Source organism: Paracoccus sp. R12_2 (assembly GCF_017744015.1).
GTDB lineage: Bacteria > Pseudomonadota > Alphaproteobacteria > Rhodobacterales > Rhodobacteraceae > Paracoccus.
Genome location: NZ_JAGHRA010000006.1, coordinates 80825 through 99625 on the forward strand (window position 1 = coordinate 80825; position 18801 = coordinate 99625).

Below are 18801 nucleotides of genomic sequence, written 5' to 3' on the forward strand. Positions count from 1 at the left end.
ACAGAAGGTCGATCGCCATGCGAATCTGTTCTGATCTGTCCGATGCGATCGGCAACACGCCACTGATCCGCCTGAACCGCGCCAGCGAAGAGACCGGCTGTGAAATTCTGGGCAAGGCGGAGTTCCTGAATCCCGGGCAATCGGTCAAGGATCGCGCAGCACTTTACATCATCCGCGACGCCGTGGCGCGCGGTGAACTGAAGCCCGGCGGCACCATTGTCGAGGGCACGGCCGGCAACACCGGGATCGGGCTGGCGCTGGTCGGCGCGTCGCTGGGGTTTCGCAGCGTCATCGTGATCCCGGAAACGCAGAGCCAGGAAAAAAAGGACATGCTGCGTCTTGCCGGAGCGACGCTGGTCGAGGTGCCTGCGGCGCCCTATCGCAACCCCAACAACTATGTCCGCTATTCCGGACGTCTGGCCGAGGCGCTGGCGAAGACCGAACCCAACGGTGCGATCTGGGCGAACCAGTTCGACAACACCGCCAACCGCCAGGCGCATCTGGAAACCACCGGCCCCGAGATCTGGGACCAGACCGCCGGCAAGGTGGACGGGTTTACCTGCGCGGTCGGCTCGGGCGGCACATTGGCGGGCGTGGCGATGGCGCTGCAGCCGCGCGGGGTCAAGATCGGCCTGGCCGACCCCGAGGGTGCGGCGCTTTACAGCTTTTACACGACCGGAGAGTTCGACAGCCCCGGCAGTTCGATTACCGAGGGGATCGGGCAGGGCCGGATCACCGCCAATCTGGAAGGCTTCACGCCGGACATGGCATGGCGCATTCCCGACAGCGAGGCGTTGCCGATCGTGTTCGATCTGCTGGAACACGAGGGGCTGTGCCTTGGCGGATCGTCGGGGATCAATGTCGCCGGTGCGATCCGGATGGCGCGCGAGATGGGGCCGGGCCACACCATCGTCACGATCCTGTGCGACTACGGCAATCGCTATCAGACCAAGCTGTTCAATCCCGAATTCCTGCGTGCCAAGGGGCTGCCTGTTCCGGGCTGGATGACCGGCGCTGCGCCCGAGCTGCCCGAGGTCTTCGAAGACTAGAAAGGACCAATGCATGTCGCGCGCATTGCTTGCCGTCTGGTTGACGGTTCTGTTTCTGGTTGCTTCGCCGCTGGCGGCTCAGGTCGAAGGCGGACCGGACTATGCGGCATGGGAGAGGCTCGCCACCCAGGCCGAGGATCTGACGGGGGGCGACGAGGCGACGGACGAGCAGTTGGCGACCACCCGTGCCGCGGTCGTGGAATGGCGCAGCCGGTTTCAGCAGGCACAGAACACCAATTCGGGCCGGATCTCGACCGTCAAGGAACAGCTGGACGCCCTGGGACCGGCACCGGCCGAGGGCGAAAGCGAGGATGAGGACGTCGCCGCGCGGCGCAGCGAATTGCAGGGACAGCTTTCGACACTGCAGGCCCCGCGGCTGAAGGCGGTCGAGGCTTTCAGCCGCGCCGATGCGCTGGTCAAGCAGATCGACGAGATCACCAACGCCCGGCAGGCGATCGAACTTGCCACGCTGTCGCCATCGCCGCTTGCCCCGTCAAGCTGGGGCGTGGCGATGACCGATGCACTGAAACTGAGCGAAGGGATCGGCGGCGAGATCGGGCAGCTGACCGACAGCGAGGTTTGGCCCCGGCTGCGTCCCCGACTGCCGCAGGCGGTTGCCTATCTGGTCGTTGCGCTGGTCCTGCTGACCTATGGCCGTTCATGGGTGCAGTCGCTGCCATCGCGCATGTCTGCGCGCGCGTCCGAACATTCGCGTGCGGTGGTGGCGTTCATCGTGTCGCTGGGGCAGATCGTTCTGCCGATGGTCGGGCTTTATCTGGCCATCCGCGCGATCAAGGCCACCGGTCTGCCGGGCGAATGGACGCTGCCGTTTCTGGATGCGCTGCCTGCCGCGGGGGTGATCCTGTTCGGTGGTGGCTGGCTGGCGCGGCAACTGTTCCCGGCCAGGGCGATCAACTACGAAACCCTGAACATGGAAGACCGGCCGCGGCAGCGGGCACGGCGGATGACGACATCGCTGGCTGCCGTGTTTGCAATCCATCACGTTCTGTCCCGCGGCGTCCTGCCGCTTTCGGGTATCTACGAGCGGATCGGCGATCCGGTCATGCGGGTGCCGCTGGAGATCAATCAGGGGGCGGTCTCGGTCTGGCACTATGTGTTGCTTGTCGTCGCGGCGGTGGCGTTGTTCCGGTTGGGCAAGGCGCTCCGCACGCTGAAACACGGCGGTGCGGGGGCCAATCAGACCTATCGCCACAAGACCCTGTCCGTGGCGGGTCTGCTGACCCGGATCGTCGTCGTGGTGGCTGTGCTGATCGGCGCGATGGGGTTCATCAACCTTGCGAACATGCTGGTCTGGCCCTGGACGCTGACCCTTGCGCTGATCGGCCTGTTGGTCCTGCTTCAGGATTTCATCGCCGACTTCTTCAACATGGTGAAGCGCGGCGAAGAGGGCGCGCGTGAGGGGCTGGGCCCGCTGCTGATCGGCTTTGCGCTGGTGATCCTGTCGATTCCGCTCTTCATGGTGATCTGGGGCGCGCGGCGCACCGATCTGGCCGAATACTGGGGCACGTTCGAACGCGGCTTCAGCGTCAGTGGCATCACCATCTCGCCGGGTGGTGTGCTGGCGTTCCTGCTGGTTTTCGGCATCGGCTACATGGTGACACGGGGCGTGCAGGGCGCCTTGCGCAGTTCGGTTCTGCCCAAGACGCGGCTGGACGCGGGCGGGCAGAACGCGGTCGTGTCGGGGCTTGGATATGTGGGGATCTTTCTGGCGGGGCTGCTGGCGATCACCTCGGCGGGGATCGACCTGTCGTCGCTGGCCTTCATTGCCGGTGCGCTGGGTGTCGGCATCGGCTTTGGCATGCAGAACATCGTCTCGAACTTCGTTTCGGGCATCATCCTGCTGATCGAACGCCCGATCAGTGTAGGCGACTGGATCAGCGCAGGCGGTCAGCAGGGCATCGTCAAGCGCATCTCGGTCCGTTCAACACAGGTGGAAACCTTCGACAAGACCGAGGTGATCGTTCCCAACAGCGATCTGATCAGCCAGCCGGTCACCAACTGGACCCGCCACAACCAGACCGGCCGGATCATCATTCCGATCGGCGTGGCCTATGGGTCGGATACCCGCAAGGTGGAACGCATCCTGACCGAGATCATCGAAGACCAGCCGATCGTGACCATCGACCCGCCTCCCGCGGTGCTGTTCCGCGGTTTCGGCGCGGACAGCCTTGATTTCGAGATCCGCGCAGTCCTGTCGGACGTGACCGCAGGCCTGGGCGTCACCTCCGAAGTCTGTCACCAGATCGCCGAGAGGTTCGCGGCCGAGGGGATCGAGATCCCGTTCGCTCAGCGTGATATCTGGCTGCGCAATCCCGAAGCTTTGCGCGGCGAAAAGGCCGAGCCGAAGCCCGGACCGGAGGACGATGCCGAAAACCAGCCGGTTGCGTTCGAGAAGCGGCCTGCCGGCCCGCCCGCCACCGTGAAAGATCCGCGGATCGCCTTCGACGACGCGGATGGCGGCGATGCGGGGCCCGACAGTGGCGGCGGTGAAAGTGGCGGGGACCGGTAGGCCGGTCCCGCGATTTTTCGCGAGCCCGAGGGGTCAGCGCCCCCGTGTCAGCCCCTCGATCGCGCGGGGCGGCACCGGACGGGTGACAAGATAGCTTTTGCGCTTTTCGTAGAATGCGTTTCCGCCGGTCACCAGAACATAGTGCATGTTGTCATAGGGGAAGCTGTAGCCCGCCGTGTGAAAGAAGGTGGCGTTGGCGACCAGTGGATGACGCTCTCCGCGCATGACGGCGGTCGCCGCCTCGCGGACCAGCGGCACGGAACGGTCGTTCATCTCACGGCGCATCACGCCCGGCGCGAACTGGTTTTTCTGGCCGACGACGCCGCAGACCGTATCAGGAAACTGTGGCGATCTGACGCGGTTCATCACCACGCTGCCGACGGCGATCATGCCGTCCCGGCTTGATCGGTTGGATTCGAAATACATCGCCCGTTGCATGCATTCGACTTCGGAATGCCGCCCCGGCATGCCGCAGCCTGTCAGCACGGTGGTGGCGACGCAGCCAAGCAGCACGGCGCTGCGCAGCGCAGGATATGGAAAACTCATCTGCCCGTCCCTTCCGCCGTTCGCGGATTATCGGTTATCTATGTGTATTGGATAGCAAGCCGGGACATGGCGCATCAACCGCCTATTTGGGTGCCAGCGCTCAGGCCGCCAGCGACGAGGGCGGGGCGGGCGGTGCATCGTCGCTGCTGCCGTCATCGGGCAAGCCTTCGCGCGACAGCAGGACCGCGACCGGCCTCAGCCACGGGATATGCGCGCAGACGATCATCAGCGCGACCATGATCGGCACCGCCAGGAACATACCCGGCACCCCCCATACGGCACCCCAGAACGCGAGGCTGAGGATGATGCCGAAGCTGGACAGCCGCAGCGTCTGACCCAGAAGCATCGGGTCCAGCACATTGCCGATGATGAACTGCACCAGAGTGCAGGCGACCGCGACCAGCAAGGTCAGCGTGGTATCGCCGCTCAGGACAAAGGCCAGGATCGCGGTGATGACGGTGGCGATGATCGAGCCGACCGACGGGATGAAGTTGAGGATGAAGGTCAGCAGCGCGACAGCGCCAGCAAGCTCCAGCCCCGAGAACCGAAAAATCGCCCATACCGCGCTGGCCGTGACCGCGCTGACCGCTGTCTTGACCACAAGATAGCGGTTCACCCTGTGCATGATCGACGCGATGATCCTGCGAACCTGCAACGCCTTTTCGGGATCGCCCGTCAGACGTTCGATCTTGGTGGGGAACCAGACCTGTTCGGCGAACATGAAGCCCACGAACAGGATCACCAGCACGCTGCCCGACAGCAGTCCGGATGCCTGCCCGGCAAGCGATCTGATCCAGCCGGTGATGTTGAAATTGGCAATCGCCGTCAGGATCCGTTCCTGGACCTCGGGGCCCAGGCGTTCGGTCAGGCTGGGCAATGCGGCCTGCGCCTGTTCGGCGTAGGTGATCGAGATGATGACCACTTCGTTGATCTGCGTGACGATGGTCGTGGACAGCCATAGCAAGGCCAGCGTGATGCCGATCAGCGCCAGCGTCGTGCCCAGCCATTTCGGTACCTTCAGTCGTGACGAGATGGCAAAGATCGCGTCCGATGTCAGAGAGAACAGGATGATCGCGATGGCCAGCGAGATCAGGATGAAGCGCGCCTGAACCAGCATGAACAGCAGCAGTCCAAAGGCGATAAGTCCGAGAAACCCGGTCTGAAGTCGCTCACGCAGTACCGCCTCGCCCGAACTCTGGTCCAATCCGTTCCCCGTTCTTCACGTCATCCCGGTGGTCGGCATGGCCCGCTGGCCCGCCGACCGCAGGGATATCCTAGTCGCTCGCCTCGTCGTCGTCTCCGATTTCGGCATCACCCTGTTCGGCGATCCGTGCGACCGACACGACGACCTCGCCTGTGGCAGTGTTGAACACACGCACGCCGCCGGCGCTGCGCGACCGGAAGCTGATCCCTTCCACCGGCACCCGGATCGATTGTCCCGTCGATGTCGCCAGCATGATCTGGTCGTCCGTTTCGACCGGGAAGCTTGCGACCAGAGCGCCGCCGCGCATCGCCTTGTCCATCGCCATCACGCCCTGACCGCCGCGCCCGCGCACCGGGTAGCCATGGCTGGAACTGATCTTGCCCGCGCCTTTCGCGGTGATGGTCAGGATCAGATCCTCGGCCGCCGACATCTGCGCATAGCGTTCCTGGGTGATGCTGCCTTCCGCAACGGCCTCTTCGTCCTCGTCGGGCTCGGCGCCATCGTCCAGCGCGCCCGCCACGGCCCGACGCATCTTGAGATAGGCGACGCGTTCCGCCGGATCTGATTCGAAATGCCTTATCACCGACATGCTGACGACATGATCGCCCTGTGTCAGGCGGATGCCGCGTACGCCGGTCGAATCGCGGCCCTTGAAGACCCGGACCGCCGTCGTCGGAAAGCGGATCGCACGACCACCCGAGGTTACCAGCATCACATCGTCATCCTCGGTCGCCATACGCACGCCCACAAGGCTGACGCCTTCGGGCAGTTTCATGGCGATCTTGCCGTTGGACTTGACATTGGTGAAGTCCGACAGCGCATTCCGCCGCACATCGCCCTGATCTGTCGCGAAAATGACCTGATATCTGTCCCATTCCGCCTCGGGTGCATCCATGGGCAGCAATGCCGCGATCGACACGCCCGGTTCGATCGGCAGGATGTTGACGATCGCCTTGCCTTTGGATGTGCGCCCGCCAAGCGGCAGTCGCCAGGTCTTCATGCGATAGACCATGCCGTCGGTGGTGAAGAACAGCAGTTCGGTATGGGTGTTGGCGACGAACAGCGTGGTCACCACGTCGTCTTCCTTGGTGGCCATGCCGGACAGGCCCTTGCCGCCGCGCCGTTGCGACCGGAATTCGGCCAGCGCGGTCCGCTTGATATAGCCGCCCGAGGTGATCGTGACGACCATGTCTTCACGCTCGATCAGATCCTCGTCCAGCATGTCGCCGGACCATTCGGTGATCTCGGTGCGACGCGGGACGGCGAAAAGATCCTTCACCTCGCGCAACTCGTCACTGATGATCGCCATGATCCGTTCGCGCGAGGCCAGGATGGCAAGATAATCGCGGATCGCCTCGGCCAGCGACTGCAATTCGTCCGTGACTTCCTTGACGCCGATCTGCGTCAGGCGCTGCAGGCGCAAGTCCAAAATGGCGCGGGCCTGGGTTTCGGACAGGTTATAGGTGCCGTCCTCGTTCACCGGGTGCCGAGGATCGTCGATCAGGCGCAGGTATTCGACGATGGCTTGTGCGGGCCAGCGACGCTGCATCAGGCGTTCGCGTGCCTCGGCGGCGTCGGCGCTGCTGCGGATCGTCGCGACGACTTCGTCCACGTTGCTGACCGCGACGGCGAGGCCGCACAGAACATGGCTGCGTTCGCGTGCCTTGCGCAACTCGTGCGCCGTCCGGCGGGCTACCACCTCTTCGCGAAAGCTGATGAAGTGGGTCAGAAAGTCGCGCAGTGGCAGTTGTTCCGGCTTGCCACCGTTCAGCGCCAGCATGTTGCAGCCGAAGGTGGTCTGCATCTGGGTAAATCGGAACAGCTGGTTCAGCACCACGTCCGGTGTCGCGTCGCGTTTCAGTTCGACGACGACGCGCACGCCCTGGCGGTCGGATTCGTCCTGCACGCTGGCAATGCCTTCGATCCGCTTTTCCTTGGCCAGTTCCGCGATCCGTTCGATCATGCTGGATTTGTTGACCTGATAGGGGATCTCGTCGATGACGATGGCGAAACGGTCCTTGCGCGGCTCCTCGATATGGGTGCGAGATCGGATGATGACGCTGCCGCGGCCTTCAAGATAGGCCTTGCGCGCGCCGGACCGGCCCAGGATCATCGCGCCGGTCGGAAAGTCTGGGCCGGGAATGATCTCCATGATCCGTTCGGTCGGCAGGTCGGGATCTTCGATCAGCGCCAGCGTGGCATCCACGACCTCGCCCAGATTATGCGGCGGGATATTGGTAGCCATGCCGACGGCGATGCCGCCAGCGCCGTTGACCAGCATGTTCGGGAACCGCGCCGGCAGCACGGTCGGCTCGCTGTCCTTGCCGTCGTAATTGTCCTGAAAATCGACCGTTTCCTTGTCGATATCGGCCATCAGGAAGTTCGCCGGCTTGTCCATGCGCACTTCGGTATAGCGCATCGCCGCGGGCGGGTCGCCGTCCATCGAGCCGAAATTGCCCTGGCCGTCCAGCAGCGGCAGCGACATGGAAAAATCCTGCGCCATCCGCACCAGCGCGTCATAGATCGCGGCGTCGCCATGCGGGTGATACTTGCCCATCACGTCGCCGACCGGACGGGCCGATTTGCGATAGGGCTTGTCGGCGGTGTTGCCGGTCTCGTTCATCGCATACAGGATGCGGCGATGGACGGGTTTCAGACCGTCGCGAAGATCGGGGATCGCACGGCTGACGATCACCGACATCGCATAGTCCAGATACGATGTCCGCATCTCGGACGAAATGTCGATCACCGGCCCGTCATGGGCCATCACGACGCGCTCGGTCGCGCCGTTCTCATCGCCCGAGTCGGGGGTTTCCGGAAGATCGTCTTCGGGGGTGTCGGCCACGGGAATTCCTCAACATCTTGTTGGGTTTCGGTATAGCCGACACGGATGCTGGGGGCAATCTTGCCCGGGCCTTTTTGCGGCCGGACGCGGGCCTAGCGACCCAGCCCCGCCGCGCGTGCCCAGATCAGGGTCAGCCCGGCCGAGAACAGCGCGTTCCAGCCGGCCATCGACAGGCCAAGAAACGACCACGCGACCTCGTCGCAGCGCACCACGGGCGCAGCTTGCAGCTTGGCCATCAGATCCGTGGTGGACATGCGGGCGATATCGCCCACACCGCCGGAACAATGCGCCGGTCCCGGCCACCAGCCGATCTCGACCCCGGTGTGATAGATCGCAAGCCCCGTCGCGACCGCCGCGGCGGCCATGCCAAGGATCGCGAACAGCCGGACGCGCCCGGTCAGCCACAGCAGCGCCGCGAAGATCACCGCCGCCAGATGCGGCCATCGTTGCAGGATGCACAGCTCGCACGGTGCATACCCCGCCGCCTGAAAGCCCAGTGCCGCGATCAGCAGGGCGGCCGAACCCGCACCAGCCATCAACCCAAGACGAAGACCTGTCATAGATACCTCAACGCGACGAAACCGCCGATCAGCGCGACCATGAACAGCGTGAAGACCAGCCCCAGCCGGTCCTCGATGAAGGTGCGGATCGGCGGGCCGAACCGCCACAGCAACCCGGCAACGACGAAGAACCGTGCAGCACGCCCGATCACCGAGGTCAGCAGGAACAGCGGCAGCGGCAGGCCGACGGCGCCGGAAAAGATCGTGATGACCTTAAAGGGAAACGGCGTCAGCGCCGCGAACAGCACCGCCCATCCGCCATATTCGGCGAAACGCGCGGCCAGATGGTGATACGCCTCTTCCTTGCCATAGACGGTCAGCACCCATTGCCCGACCGATTCCATCAGCGCCGCGCCGATCCAGTATCCCAGCAGCGCGCCCAGCACCGATCCGACGGTCGCCACCAGCGCGATCGCCCAGGCCTTGGTGCGATCGGCCAGAACCATCGGGATCATCAGCACGTCCGGCGGGATCGGAAAGACCGAGCTTTCGATGAAGCTGACCCCGAAAAGGGACGGCATCGCATGACGATGCGCCGCCAGGCCCATGGTCCAGTCGTAAAGCCTGCGCAGCATCACGGTCCCTTCCTGTTGTCGGCGCTGTGGATGGACCGATGGCGGGATGCGGTCAAGCATCTTGCGTCCGTTTCGCGCTGCTGTGATCTTGGTGTTGCCCCCGGACGGAAAACGCACGGGCCGCTTGGGGCAGTTTGGTCGGGTGAACGGGCCCCACCGCATGCGGCGGGGGCATCAGCAAAGGGCGGTTTCGCGATGAGATGGCAGGGCAGACGCGGCAGCGGCAATATCGAGGACCGGCGCGGCATGGGCCGCGCGGGGGCAGGGGGGGTCGGCATCGTCGGCATGCTGGCGGTGCTGGCCTTCGGATATTTCTTCGGGATCGACATCTCGCCGGTGGTGCGGGAACTGGATCAGGGGCAGCCTCAGGCCAACGCGCCGCTGTCCGAGCGTGATCAGCAATACGGCCAGTTCGTCTCGGTCGTTCTGGCGGACACGGAAGAGGTCTGGGCCGCAATTCTGCCCCAGCAGGCAGGGCGCGACTATGCCGAACCCAGGCTGGTTCTGTATAGCGGCGTCGTGCAGTCGGCCTGCGGCGGGGCGTCCGCGGCAATGGGTCCGTTCTACTGCCCGAACGATCAGAAGATCTATCTGGACACCGATTTCTTCGACCTGATGGCGCAGAAGATGGGCGCGGGCGGCGACTTCGCCTATGCATACGTGATCGCGCACGAGGTCGGCCATCATGTCCAGAACCTCGTCGGGACGCTGGGGCAGGTGAATGCCGCGCGCGGCCGCATGGACGAGGCGCGGTCGAACAGGCTGTCGGTGCTGACCGAATTGCAGGCCGATTGTTATGCCGGGATCTGGGCGCGGCAGGCGGATCAGCGTTTCGGCACCTTGGAAGAGGGCGACCTGCAAGAGGCCGCGCGTGCCGCCCAGGCGGTCGGCGACGATGTGATTCAATCGAATGCCGGGCGCACGCCGATGCCCGACAGCTTTACCCATGGCAGCGCCGAACAGCGCCAGGAATGGTTGATGCGTGGCTATCGTTCGGGCGACATGAGACAATGCGACACATTCAGCCAGGCCGGGCTGTAGCCCATATCCGTGATACGGAACCGGAGGATCACATGACCATTCACGCCCTTGCCCCGATCTCGGCCTTTTGCGCCATTCTGTTTTTGTCGGCCTGTGCGGCCTCTCGTCCCCGCGCGCGGGCGACTATGCGGCCGCGCCGCTAGGGCAATCAGCGCGGCAGGCGGACGCCACGCCCGTGTTCAAGCCTGGCCCAGTCGGGCCACCAGCCCAGCTTTTCCAGCACGACCAGCGCCGCCGCCAGTGCGACAATCGCCAGCACCAGCTTGACCATGCGCGGGCTGGGCGGGTGGCGCGCCCATTTCGAAGCCCTCAACAGCCAGATCAGGTTGTTCATTGCCCGCTTGCCCTGCTATTGCGTGGCTCGCACCACACGACGCGACGCCCCGAAACTCAAGAGCTTCCCTTGCCGCATCACCAGGACAGCCGCAACCTTCCCTACTCGGCGCAGCAGATGTTCGACCTCGTCGCCGATGTCGAACGCTATCCCGAATTCCTGCCGTGGAACAGCGCCGCGCGCATCCGGTCCCGCCAGACCCGTGATGACGGCAGCGAGGAGATCGCGGCCGATCTTGTCATCAGTTTCAAGGTGTTTCGCGAACGTTTCGGCAGCCGTGTCGTTCTGTTTCCGGCCGATCCCTCGACCGGGGCGTTGCGGATCGACACGGAATATCTGGATGGCCCGTTCAAATACATGCGCAGCGGCTGGACCTTTACGGACCTTGCGGATGGCGGCTGCCATGTCGATTTCTTCGTTGATTTCGAATTCCGCAATGCCATTCTGCAAAAGCTGATCGGCGTCGTCTTTCACGAGGCCATGTCGCGTATCGTGCGGGCCTTCGAAGAGCGTGCGCGCGCGCTTTACGGCCAGCCCTGATCGCCCAAGGAGACTGCCATGACCGTGACCGACCCGCAGACCGCCCCCGACCTGACCCCGGCAAAGATCGTCTATGGTCTTTATGCGGTGGGGTACGCGGTCGCCATCACCGCGCTGGCCGGTGTGGTCTATGCCTATTTCTCGCGTGGCAGGGACGACTTGCTGGACAGCCATCTGACGTTCCAGATCCGCACCTTCTGGATCAGCCTGGCCATCGGTCTGCTGGCGCTAGTGACAATGGTCGTCGGGATCGGGTTTCTGGTCTGGGCGTTTCTTGCCGTCTGGGGGCTGATCCGGGTGATCTCGGGGTTTTTGCTGGCCAATGACGGCAAGCCGATCACAGGCACGAAATATCTTGGCATGATGGCGTTCTGAACCGGATTGCCGCGTCAGCTTTGCAAAAGCGCCTGAAGTCGGCGGATCTGCGTTGCGAGGATGGACGTGATATCGTCGATTTTCATGTCCGTATCCGACGCCCATGCCCGAAACCCGTTTGCCAGCGCATGGGCAAATATCTCGGACATCAGCTCGGCTTCGGGGGCATGGTCGGGACCCGTCCGGGTCAGGATCAACTGCGACAGCTGCTGCGACAATCGTTGCAACGATGCGTGAAACGCCGGCATGAGTTCGGGGGACCGGGCCAGAAGCCGGTCGATCATCCGTGCCGTGTCGCGGTGCAGATCGATGGCATGCATATGACGGCGCAGGACTTCGCACAGATCGTCGATCAGGGTGCCGTCCGCGTTGCGAAACCAGTCCGCCAGATCCTGCTCGATGACCGGCTGCCGACCCACCAGGGCTGACTGCTTGTTCGGGAAGTAATTGAAGAAGGTGCGCAGGCTGATCCCTGCCTCGGTTGCGATCATTTCGGTCGTGATCGACTCATGTCCGTCACGCAGGGCCAGACGCAACGCAGCGGCCTGAATCTCGCTGGCCGTCTGGCGGCGACGGCGATCGCGAAGTGTCGCGGTCTCGGTCATGGGCGGGCTCTCGAATATTTCATTCGATGCAAATATTGCACGTCACGCAAGTTCATGCAACAACACCCGCGCCGGGATCTTCAATGTCCGGCCGGTTTGTTCCTGCGAGAGGATAGAAGATGCCAAATCCAAGACACGCGATCCGGCTGGCGATACTCGCATTGCTGACGTTCTCGGGCATCGCCCTTGCGCAGGAAGCGCCTCCGAAACAGGTCGGTGTCGTCACGTTGCAGCGTCAGGACGTGCCGCGGATCGTGACGGTTCCGGGGCGCGCGGTGGCGGCCGCAAGGGCAGGAATACGTCCGCGGGTGGGCGGGATCATCACCGGAATCCTGTACGACGAGGGACGGCCCCTGAAGGCGGGCGATCCGATGTTCAGAATCGACGACACCACCTATGCCGCCAATCTCAGCAGCGCGGAGGCGCAGGTGGCATCGGCCCGCGCGGCGCTGACCGAGGCCGAAACCTCGTTCAACCGGACCCAGCAGCTTTTGGGGTCCGGCACGACGCAGGCGCAGGTCGATGCGGCGCGGGCGACGCTGGAACAGGCGCGCGCCGCCCTGCAGTCGGCGCAGGCGGCGCAGCGGCTGGCGCAGGCGGATCTGGACTGGACGACCGTCACCAGCCCGATCGACGGGATGGCCAGCGTGTCCGAGGTGTCGGTCGGCGATCTGGTCACGGCGGGTCAGGCCGACGCGCTGGCCACGGTCACGCAGCTGGACCCGATCGAGGTGGACATGTATGAGCCGTCGGCCCGGATGCTGCGCGTCTTCGAGGATATTACCGAGGGTCGGTTGCAGATGCGCGACAAGTTGCAGGCAACCCTGACGCTGGAGACCGGCCAGACCTACGAGGCCACAGGCGAACTGGTCGCACCGGGTTTCAGCGTCTCGACCTCGACCGGTTCGGTGGACACGCGGTTTCGTTTCGACAATCCCCGCCGGTTGTTGCTGCCCGGCATGTTCGTGCGCGGTCAGGTCGATCTGGGCACCGTATCGGCATTTCTGGTGTCGCAGTCCGCCGCCAGTCGCGACAAGACCGGCACTTTGACCGCGTGGGTGATCAAGGACGGCAAGGCAACCCAGCGCCGCCTGACCGAAGACGGAACTTGGCAGAACAACTGGATCGTGACGCAGGGCATCGAACCAGGCGACATGTTGGCGGTGGACGGGCTGGACGGGCTGACCGAAGGGGCCGAGGTGCAGACCGTCGCGGTAGAGTTTGGCGCCGATGGCGTGGTGCGCGAGGTCGCGCCGGACCCCAAGGCGGGGGCGCAGAACGCGACCGACGCCGACCAGCCGGCGGAGTGATCGCAGATGGCCCGTTTTTTCATTCACCGCCCCGTCTTCGCGTGGGTTCTGGCCTTCGTGACCATGCTGGTCGGCGGGCTTGGCCTGCAAAGCCTGGCGATCGAGCAGTATCCGCAGATCGCGCCGACGACCATCCGCATTAGCGCCGGCTATAACGGCGCATCTGCCGAGATCGTCGAGGATTCGGTGACCGCCGTGATCGAGGACGGCATGACCGGACTTGACGGTCTGATCTACATGACCTCGAATTCGACGCCCGGATCGGCCTCGGTCTCGCTGACTTTCGATGACAGTGTCGATCCCGACATCGCGCAGGTTCAGGTGCAGAACAAGTTGCAGCTTGTGACCAGCCAGCTTCCCGATCTGGTCCAGCAATCCGGGGTGAACGTGTCGCGATCGACCAGTTCGATCCTGCTGGTCGGTGCGTTGACCAGCAGCGACGGGCGCTATTCCACGGTCGAACTGGGCGATCTGGTGTCGCAGCGGGTCGAGGAACTGGTTCAGCGCACGCCGGGGGTCGGATCGATCAACCTGTTCGGTTCGGGTTACGCGATGCGGATCTGGCTGGATCCGATGAAGATGACCCAGTATCAGGTGACGCCCGCCGACATCACCGCAGCCGTGTCCGAACAGAACAGCAATGTGACCGTCGGCACGCTTGGCGGACAGCCGTCGCCCGAAGGACAGCGTCTGACGATCCCGCTGTCCGCACAGTCGCAGCTTTCCACGGTCAGTGAATTCGAACGCATTCTTCTGCGCGTCGATCCCGACGGCTCGACCGTGTTTCTGGGGGACGTCGCCCGGATCGAGATTGGGCAGGAAAGCTATGGCGGGGCATCGCGCTATAACGGTCAGCCTGCGGCCGGGTTCGGGGTGAACCTTGCCTCGGGGGCGAACGCGGTGGATACTGCCTCTGCCGTGCGCGAGGTGCTGGCCGGGATTGCGCCATCGCTGCCCGAGGGCGTGGATATCGTCTATCCTTACGACACGTCGCCCTTTGTCGAGGAATCGATCAATCAGGTCTATCACACGCTGGCCGAAGCGGTCGTGCTGGTGTTCCTGGTGATCCTGGCGTTCTTGCAAAGCTGGCGGGCGACGATCATTCCGGTCGTGGCGATCCCGGTGGTCCTGCTGGGAACCTTCGGGGTTCTGGCTGCTGCCGGTTTCTCGATCAACACCCTGACCATGTTCGCGCTGGTGCTGGCGATCGGTCTGCTGGTCGATGATGCCATCGTGGTCGTCGAGAATGTCGAACGCGTGATGGAGGAAGAGGGGCTGGGCCCCGTCGAGGCGACCGAGAAAAGCATGACCGAGATCAGTTCGGCCCTGATCGGGATCGTTCTGGTCCTGTCGGCGGTCTTCCTGCCGATGGCGTTCATGTCGGGATCTACCGGCGTGATCTATCGCCAGTTCTCGATCACCATCATCACCGCGATGGTCCTGTCGCTTGGTGTCGCGCTGATCCTGACGCCGGCGATGTGCGCCAGCCTGTTGCGGCCGCGCAAGCACGGCGACGGCATTGCGCCTGCGCGCTGGTTCAACCGCAACCTCGACCGGGCCACCTCGGGGTATGGCGGTGCCGTCACGCGGATGGTGCGGCGTCCGTTCCGGTCGCTGATCCTGCTGGCGGCGATCGGGGCAGGGGCGTTCCTTCTGTATGAACGCCTGCCCGGATCGTTCCTGCCGGACGAGGATCAGGGCGTGATGCTGGTGATGGTGCAGGGCCCGGACGGGTCGACCACCGCCCAGACGCGCGCGCAGGTCGAGAAGGTCGAGGATTATCTGCTGAATCAGGAATCCGAGGCGGTCGAGTCGGTCTTTGCCGCGCTTGGCTTCAGCTTCGGCGGGTCCGGGCAGAACAACGCCATGGTCTTCGCCAAGCTGCGCGACTACGACCAGCGCGAGGGGCAGGACGTGGCGGCGTTGGTCGAGCGGGCGAACGCGCATTTCTTCATGACCAACCGGTCGGGCCAGGTCTATTTCCTGCAACCGCCGGCGATTCAGGGCATGGGCGCGTCCTCGGGCTTCTCGATGTATCTGGTCGATCAGGCGGGGAACGGGCAGGAGGCGCTGTCTGCGACCGCCGACGAACTGGTCCAGACGGCACAGCAGGATGGGCGGGTCGTGAACCTGCGCGGCAACGAATCGCCCACGCAGACTTCCTTGCGGCTGGACATAGATCAGCAGAAGGCAGCCGCGTTCGGCCTGTCGATCTCCGAGGTCAACGCGATGCTGTCGGTCATCTTCGCGGGTCGTGATGTCAACGACTTCGCCCTGGGCAGCGAGCTGCGTCCGGTGATCGTGCAGGGCGACGCCGAGGCGCGCGCCCAACCCGCCGACATCGAACGCTGGTATGCGCGCAACGATCAGGGCGAGATGGTGTCTTTCGCGGCCTTCGCCACGCAATCATGGGAACAGGAACCGCAATCGCTGGCACGTTATGGCGGCAGCCGGGCGCTGGAACTTAGCGGTGCAGCCGCGCAGGGTCTGTCATCTGGGGCTGCGATGCAGGCGATGGAACAGATGGTCGGCGAACTGGATGGCGGGTATGGCACAGCCTGGACCGGCCTCAGCTATCAGGAACGGCTGTCGGGCAATCAGGCGCCGGTGCTGTTTGCATTGTCCGCGCTGGTCGTGTTCCTGGCTCTGGCGGCGCTATATGAAAGCTGGACGGTGCCGCTGGCGGTGCTGCTGACCGTGCCGGTGGGCATTCTTGGCGCACTGGCGGCGGCACTGATCTTCGGGCAGTCGAACGACGTCTATTTCAAGGTCGGGCTTCTGACCACGATCGGCCTTGCGTCGCGAAATGCCATCCTGATCGTCGAGTTTGCGCAATCGTTGATGGCGCAGGGCAGATCGCTGCTGGAGGCCGCGATCGAGGCATCCAAGATGCGGCTGCGCCCGATCCTGATGACGACATTCGCCTTCATGCTGGGTGTCTTGCCGCTGGCCATCGCAAGTGGTGCTGGGGCAGGGGCACAGAACTCGATCGGTATTGGTGTTCTGGGCGGCATGGCGTCGTCGGCGGCGATCGGGATCTTCCTTGTCCCGGTCTTCTATGTCGCCGTTCTGAAGGCGGTCGAGATGCTGGGACGCAAACGCTCGGCCGACTGATCGTCAGACAGAAAACCGCCGCGCGGAACAGGATTCCGCGCGGCGGTGCATTCGGGTTCGTGCAGCCTGTTCGGGCGTCAGGAGACGGTGGCGTCCATCGTCACGTCTGCATTGAAAAGCTTCGAGATCGGGCAACCGGCCTTGGCCTGCTGCGCCAGTTCCTCGATCTTCGCCTTGTCGCCGTCGCCCGAGATGGTCGTGGTCAGGTGCGCCTTGGTGATGGTGAAACCCTCACCATCCTGTTCCAGCGTGATCTTCGAGGTGGTCTCGATGCTGACGCCGCCGATTCCCGCCTCTTCCAGCATCTTGGAAAGCGCCATCGAAAAGCAGGATGCGTGCGCCGCGCCAACCAGTTCCTCTGGGTTTGTGCCTGGCTGGTCTTCGAAGCGCGTGTTGAAGCCGTAGGGCTGATCCGACAGGGCGCCCGATTGTGTCGAAACCGTCGCCTTGCCGTCCTTCAGCCCGCCTTGCCACTTTGCCGATCCGCTGCGCGTGAACTTGACCATCTTCTGGCCTCCTTTGTGCCGTTGAGGTTTCGCGGCACCAACGCGATGCCGCGCTGACAGGTTCACACCGAAGGGAAAAAGAATCCCTGTCGCGAACTCAAGCCGTGCCGAGCTGGCCGCAAAGCCGCTGATGTTCCGCGATGGCGTAGCGGTCGGTCATGCCGGCCACATAGTCCAGCACGATCCGCGCCCGATGCGTCATGTCGGGCGCCGATCCCGCCATCGTGGCCCAGTGATCGGGCATCTGCGCCGGATCGTCCAGAAACAGCGGGAACAGATCGTTCAGCATCGCCGTCACGCTGGTGCGTTCGACGACCACCGAGGGGGCGCGGTACATGCGCGTGAACAGGAAGGACTTGATCGCCTTGATGTTCTGGTAAAGCGGTTTCGAGAACCGGATGATCGGCCCGTCCATGTCGCGGATTTCCTGCGCGGATTGCGGCTGCAGGCCGGTCAGGCGGTTCTGCGCCACCGCGATCACATCTTCGACCATCACGCCAAACACACGCCGCAGCGCCTCGTGCCGACGCCGCATGCGGTCAAGGCCCGGGTGAAGCTGGTCGACTTCGGCGAAGGCCGGGCCGATCACCGGCAGTTCGGCCAGCTCGTCCTCGGTGAACAGCTGCGCCCGCAGCCCGTCATGCAGGTCGTGATGGTTATAGGCCACGTCGTCCGCAACCGCCGCCACCTGTGCCTCGGCGCTGGCATTGGTCGTCAGTTCCAGATCCCATTCGGCGTTCACCTCGGCCAGCGCATAGGGCAGATCGCCGGTAACCGGACCGTTATGCTTCGCGATCCCCTCAAGTGCCTCCCATGTCAGATTGAGACCGTCGAAATCGGCATAATGCCGTTCCAGCCTGGTCACGATCCGCAGGGCCTGCGCGTTGTGATCGAACCCGCCATAAGGCGCCATCAGGGATGCCAGCGCGTCCTCGCCGGTATGTCCGAAGGGCGGATGGCCAAGATCATGCGCCAACGCCACCGTCTCGGCCAGATCGGCATTCAGCCCCAGCGCGCCCGCGATGGTTCGCGCCACCTGCGCCACCTCGATCGTGTGGGTCAGCCGGGTGCGGAAATAGTCGCCGCGATAGGCGTCGCCATCATGTTCGACGAAGACCTGGGTCTTGTGCTTCAGCCGCCGAAACGCGCTGGAATGGATGATCCGGTCCCGGTCGCGCTGCCAAGGCGAACGGAAGGTGGACATCCGTTCGAGCCACAGGCGGCCCCGGCTGTCCTCGGGCTGGCAGGCATAGGGGGCGATGTTCACGGATGCGGGCCTTCCTTGCGAGAGATGCGGGGAAACCCTATATTCTGCACCCAAGGACGAAAACGGGAACGCCCCATGAACCTGCCTCCGAAAGTCACCGAACGCGCCTTTGCCCGCCTGGCCGAGATCAATGACGGCAGCGAGATCCGCCCCTTGCGGGTCGCGGTCGCCGGGGGCGGATGTTCCGGTTTCCAGTATGATATCCGCCTTGACCGGGCCGAGGACGATGATCTTGTGCTGGAAAGTGCGGGTCAGCGCGTCGTGGTCGATCCGGTATCGCTGCCCTATCTGGCCGGTGCCGTCATCGATTTCGAGGACGAGCTGATCGGCGCACGCTTCGTGATCGAGAATCCGAATGCCACCTCAAGCTGTGGCTGTGGCACGTCCTTTTCGATGTGAC

Annotated in this window: 17 protein-coding genes; 8 read left to right on the forward strand and 9 right to left on the reverse strand. The window is 64.0% G+C overall.

All coding sequences use genetic code 11. The annotated features are described in order from the left end of the window. Window positions 1–17: 17 nt before the first annotated feature. Together J7359_RS09240 and J7359_RS09245 are read left to right on the forward strand one after the other, a co-directional pair. A complete protein-coding gene (locus J7359_RS09240) occupies window positions 18–1049 on the forward strand; it encodes a cysteine synthase A (protein ID WP_209056352.1) in 1032 nt (343 codons plus the stop codon). 13 nt (window positions 1050–1062) lie between these two features. Next, window positions 1063–3579, forward strand: a complete 2517-nt coding sequence (locus tag J7359_RS09245) for a DUF3772 domain-containing protein (RefSeq protein ID WP_209056353.1) — start codon at window positions 1063–1065, stop codon at window positions 3577–3579. A gap of 33 nt (window positions 3580–3612) precedes the next feature. On the opposite strand, the gene J7359_RS09250 is transcribed toward J7359_RS09245, so the two are convergent. The 5 genes from J7359_RS09250 to J7359_RS09270 form a co-directional block, all read right to left on the reverse strand. After that, complete coding sequence (locus J7359_RS09250; protein WP_209056354.1) at window positions 3613–4125, reverse strand: cell wall hydrolase; 513 nt, start codon at window positions 4123–4125, stop codon at window positions 3613–3615. Window positions 4126–4225: 100 nt separating this feature from the next. Continuing rightward, window positions 4226–5329 (reverse strand): AI-2E family transporter, encoded by a 1104-nt coding sequence (locus tag J7359_RS09255; RefSeq protein ID WP_247740292.1) that lies wholly within the window; start codon window positions 5327–5329, stop codon window positions 4226–4228. A gap of 70 nt (window positions 5330–5399) precedes the next feature. Next, on the reverse strand, window positions 5400–8096 hold the full coding sequence (gene gyrA, locus J7359_RS09260) for a DNA gyrase subunit A (RefSeq protein ID WP_209056472.1): 2697 nt from the start codon (window positions 8094–8096) through the stop codon (window positions 5400–5402). Window positions 8097–8266: 170 nt separating this feature from the next. Further along, window positions 8267–8734: a disulfide bond formation protein B gene (locus tag J7359_RS09265; protein WP_209056355.1), complete on the reverse strand. Its 468-nt coding sequence runs from the start codon at window positions 8732–8734 to the stop codon at window positions 8267–8269. Next, window positions 8731–9309 (reverse strand): YqaA family protein, encoded by a 579-nt coding sequence (locus tag J7359_RS09270; RefSeq protein WP_209056473.1) that lies wholly within the window; start codon window positions 9307–9309, stop codon window positions 8731–8733. The genes J7359_RS09265 and J7359_RS09270 overlap by 4 nt, the downstream gene beginning before the upstream one ends. A 195-nt stretch (window positions 9310–9504) precedes the next feature. Here J7359_RS09270 and J7359_RS09275 point away from each other — a divergent pair, with 195 nt between their 5' ends. Then, a complete protein-coding gene (locus J7359_RS09275) occupies window positions 9505–10350 on the forward strand; it encodes a neutral zinc metallopeptidase (protein WP_209056356.1) in 846 nt (281 codons plus the stop codon). A 148-nt stretch (window positions 10351–10498) separates the two neighbouring features. On the opposite strand, the gene J7359_RS09280 is transcribed toward J7359_RS09275, so the two are convergent. Beyond that, window positions 10499–10684, reverse strand: a complete 186-nt coding sequence (locus J7359_RS09280) for a hypothetical protein (protein ID WP_209056357.1) — start codon at window positions 10682–10684, stop codon at window positions 10499–10501. 69 nt (window positions 10685–10753) lie between these two features. On the opposite strand from J7359_RS09280, the gene J7359_RS09285 reads away from it, so the two are divergent. After that, window positions 10754–11224: a type II toxin-antitoxin system RatA family toxin gene (locus tag J7359_RS09285; RefSeq protein ID WP_209056358.1), complete on the forward strand. Its 471-nt coding sequence runs from the start codon at window positions 10754–10756 to the stop codon at window positions 11222–11224. An 18-nt stretch (window positions 11225–11242) separates the two neighbouring features. Then, on the forward strand, window positions 11243–11599 hold the full coding sequence (locus tag J7359_RS09290; RefSeq protein ID WP_209056359.1) for a hypothetical protein: 357 nt from the start codon (window positions 11243–11245) through the stop codon (window positions 11597–11599). A gap of 14 nt (window positions 11600–11613) precedes the next feature. Here J7359_RS09290 and J7359_RS09295 read toward each other — a convergent pair whose 3' ends face one another. Beyond that, the gene (locus tag J7359_RS09295; protein ID WP_209056360.1) at window positions 11614–12204 is read right to left on the reverse strand and encodes a TetR family transcriptional regulator; all 591 of its coding nucleotides are present in this window, start codon (window positions 12202–12204) and stop codon (window positions 11614–11616) included. A 119-nt stretch (window positions 12205–12323) separates the two neighbouring features. Between J7359_RS09295 and J7359_RS09300 the strand changes: the two genes are divergently transcribed. Together J7359_RS09300 and J7359_RS09305 are read left to right on the forward strand one after the other, a co-directional pair. Beyond that, entirely contained in the window at window positions 12324–13514 is a 1191-nt protein-coding gene (locus J7359_RS09300) for an efflux RND transporter periplasmic adaptor subunit (protein WP_209056361.1), read from the forward strand. Between the two features lie 6 nt (window positions 13515–13520). Further along, window positions 13521–16628: an efflux RND transporter permease subunit gene (locus J7359_RS09305; protein ID WP_209056362.1), complete on the forward strand. Its 3108-nt coding sequence runs from the start codon at window positions 13521–13523 to the stop codon at window positions 16626–16628. A gap of 77 nt (window positions 16629–16705) precedes the next feature. Here J7359_RS09305 and J7359_RS09310 read toward each other — a convergent pair whose 3' ends face one another. Further along, on the reverse strand, window positions 16706–17134 hold the full coding sequence (locus J7359_RS09310) for an OsmC family protein (RefSeq protein WP_209056363.1): 429 nt from the start codon (window positions 17132–17134) through the stop codon (window positions 16706–16708). Window positions 17135–17231: 97 nt separating this feature from the next. Further along, window positions 17232–18395 carry a deoxyguanosinetriphosphate triphosphohydrolase gene (locus J7359_RS09315; RefSeq protein ID WP_348524367.1) on the reverse strand — a complete coding sequence of 388 codons (1164 nt, stop codon included), beginning with the start codon at window positions 18393–18395 and terminating at the stop codon, window positions 17232–17234. Window positions 18396–18476: 81 nt separating this feature from the next. On the opposite strand from J7359_RS09315, the gene J7359_RS09320 reads away from it, so the two are divergent. Next, window positions 18477–18800, forward strand: coding sequence for an iron-sulfur cluster assembly accessory protein (locus tag J7359_RS09320; protein ID WP_209056365.1), 324 nt, complete (start codon window positions 18477–18479; stop codon window positions 18798–18800). The last annotated feature ends 1 nt before the right edge of the window (window position 18801 follow it).

Excerpts from the sequence above, each read along its gene's own strand:
- J7359_RS09245 (WP_209056353.1), top strand. The coding sequence starts at position 1,063 with ATGTCGCGCGCATTGCTTGCCGTCTGGTTGACGGTTCTGTTTCTGGTT.
- J7359_RS09270 (WP_209056473.1), bottom strand. The coding sequence starts at position 9,309 with ATGCTGCGCAGGCTTTACGACTGGACCATGGGCCTGGCGGCGCATCGT.
- gyrA (WP_209056472.1), bottom strand. The coding sequence starts at position 8,096 with ATGGCCCATGACGGGCCGGTGATCGACATTTCGTCCGAGATGCGGACA.
- J7359_RS09265 (WP_209056355.1), bottom strand. The coding sequence starts at position 8,734 with ATGACAGGTCTTCGTCTTGGGTTGATGGCTGGTGCGGGTTCGGCCGCC.
- J7359_RS09275 (WP_209056356.1), top strand. The coding sequence starts at position 9,505 with ATGAGATGGCAGGGCAGACGCGGCAGCGGCAATATCGAGGACCGGCGC.
- J7359_RS09250 (WP_209056354.1), bottom strand. The coding sequence starts at position 4,125 with ATGAGTTTTCCATATCCTGCGCTGCGCAGCGCCGTGCTGCTTGGCTGC.
- J7359_RS09240 (WP_209056352.1), top strand. The coding sequence starts at position 18 with ATGCGAATCTGTTCTGATCTGTCCGATGCGATCGGCAACACGCCACTG.
- J7359_RS09320 (WP_209056365.1), top strand. The coding sequence starts at position 18,477 with ATGAACCTGCCTCCGAAAGTCACCGAACGCGCCTTTGCCCGCCTGGCC.
- J7359_RS09300 (WP_209056361.1), top strand. The coding sequence starts at position 12,324 with ATGCCAAATCCAAGACACGCGATCCGGCTGGCGATACTCGCATTGCTG.
- J7359_RS09290 (WP_209056359.1), top strand. The coding sequence starts at position 11,243 with ATGACCGTGACCGACCCGCAGACCGCCCCCGACCTGACCCCGGCAAAG.
- J7359_RS09280 (WP_209056357.1), bottom strand. The coding sequence starts at position 10,684 with ATGAACAACCTGATCTGGCTGTTGAGGGCTTCGAAATGGGCGCGCCAC.
- J7359_RS09310 (WP_209056363.1), bottom strand. The coding sequence starts at position 17,134 with ATGGTCAAGTTCACGCGCAGCGGATCGGCAAAGTGGCAAGGCGGGCTG.
- J7359_RS09295 (WP_209056360.1), bottom strand. The coding sequence starts at position 12,204 with ATGACCGAGACCGCGACACTTCGCGATCGCCGTCGCCGCCAGACGGCC.
- J7359_RS09305 (WP_209056362.1), top strand. The coding sequence starts at position 13,521 with ATGGCCCGTTTTTTCATTCACCGCCCCGTCTTCGCGTGGGTTCTGGCC.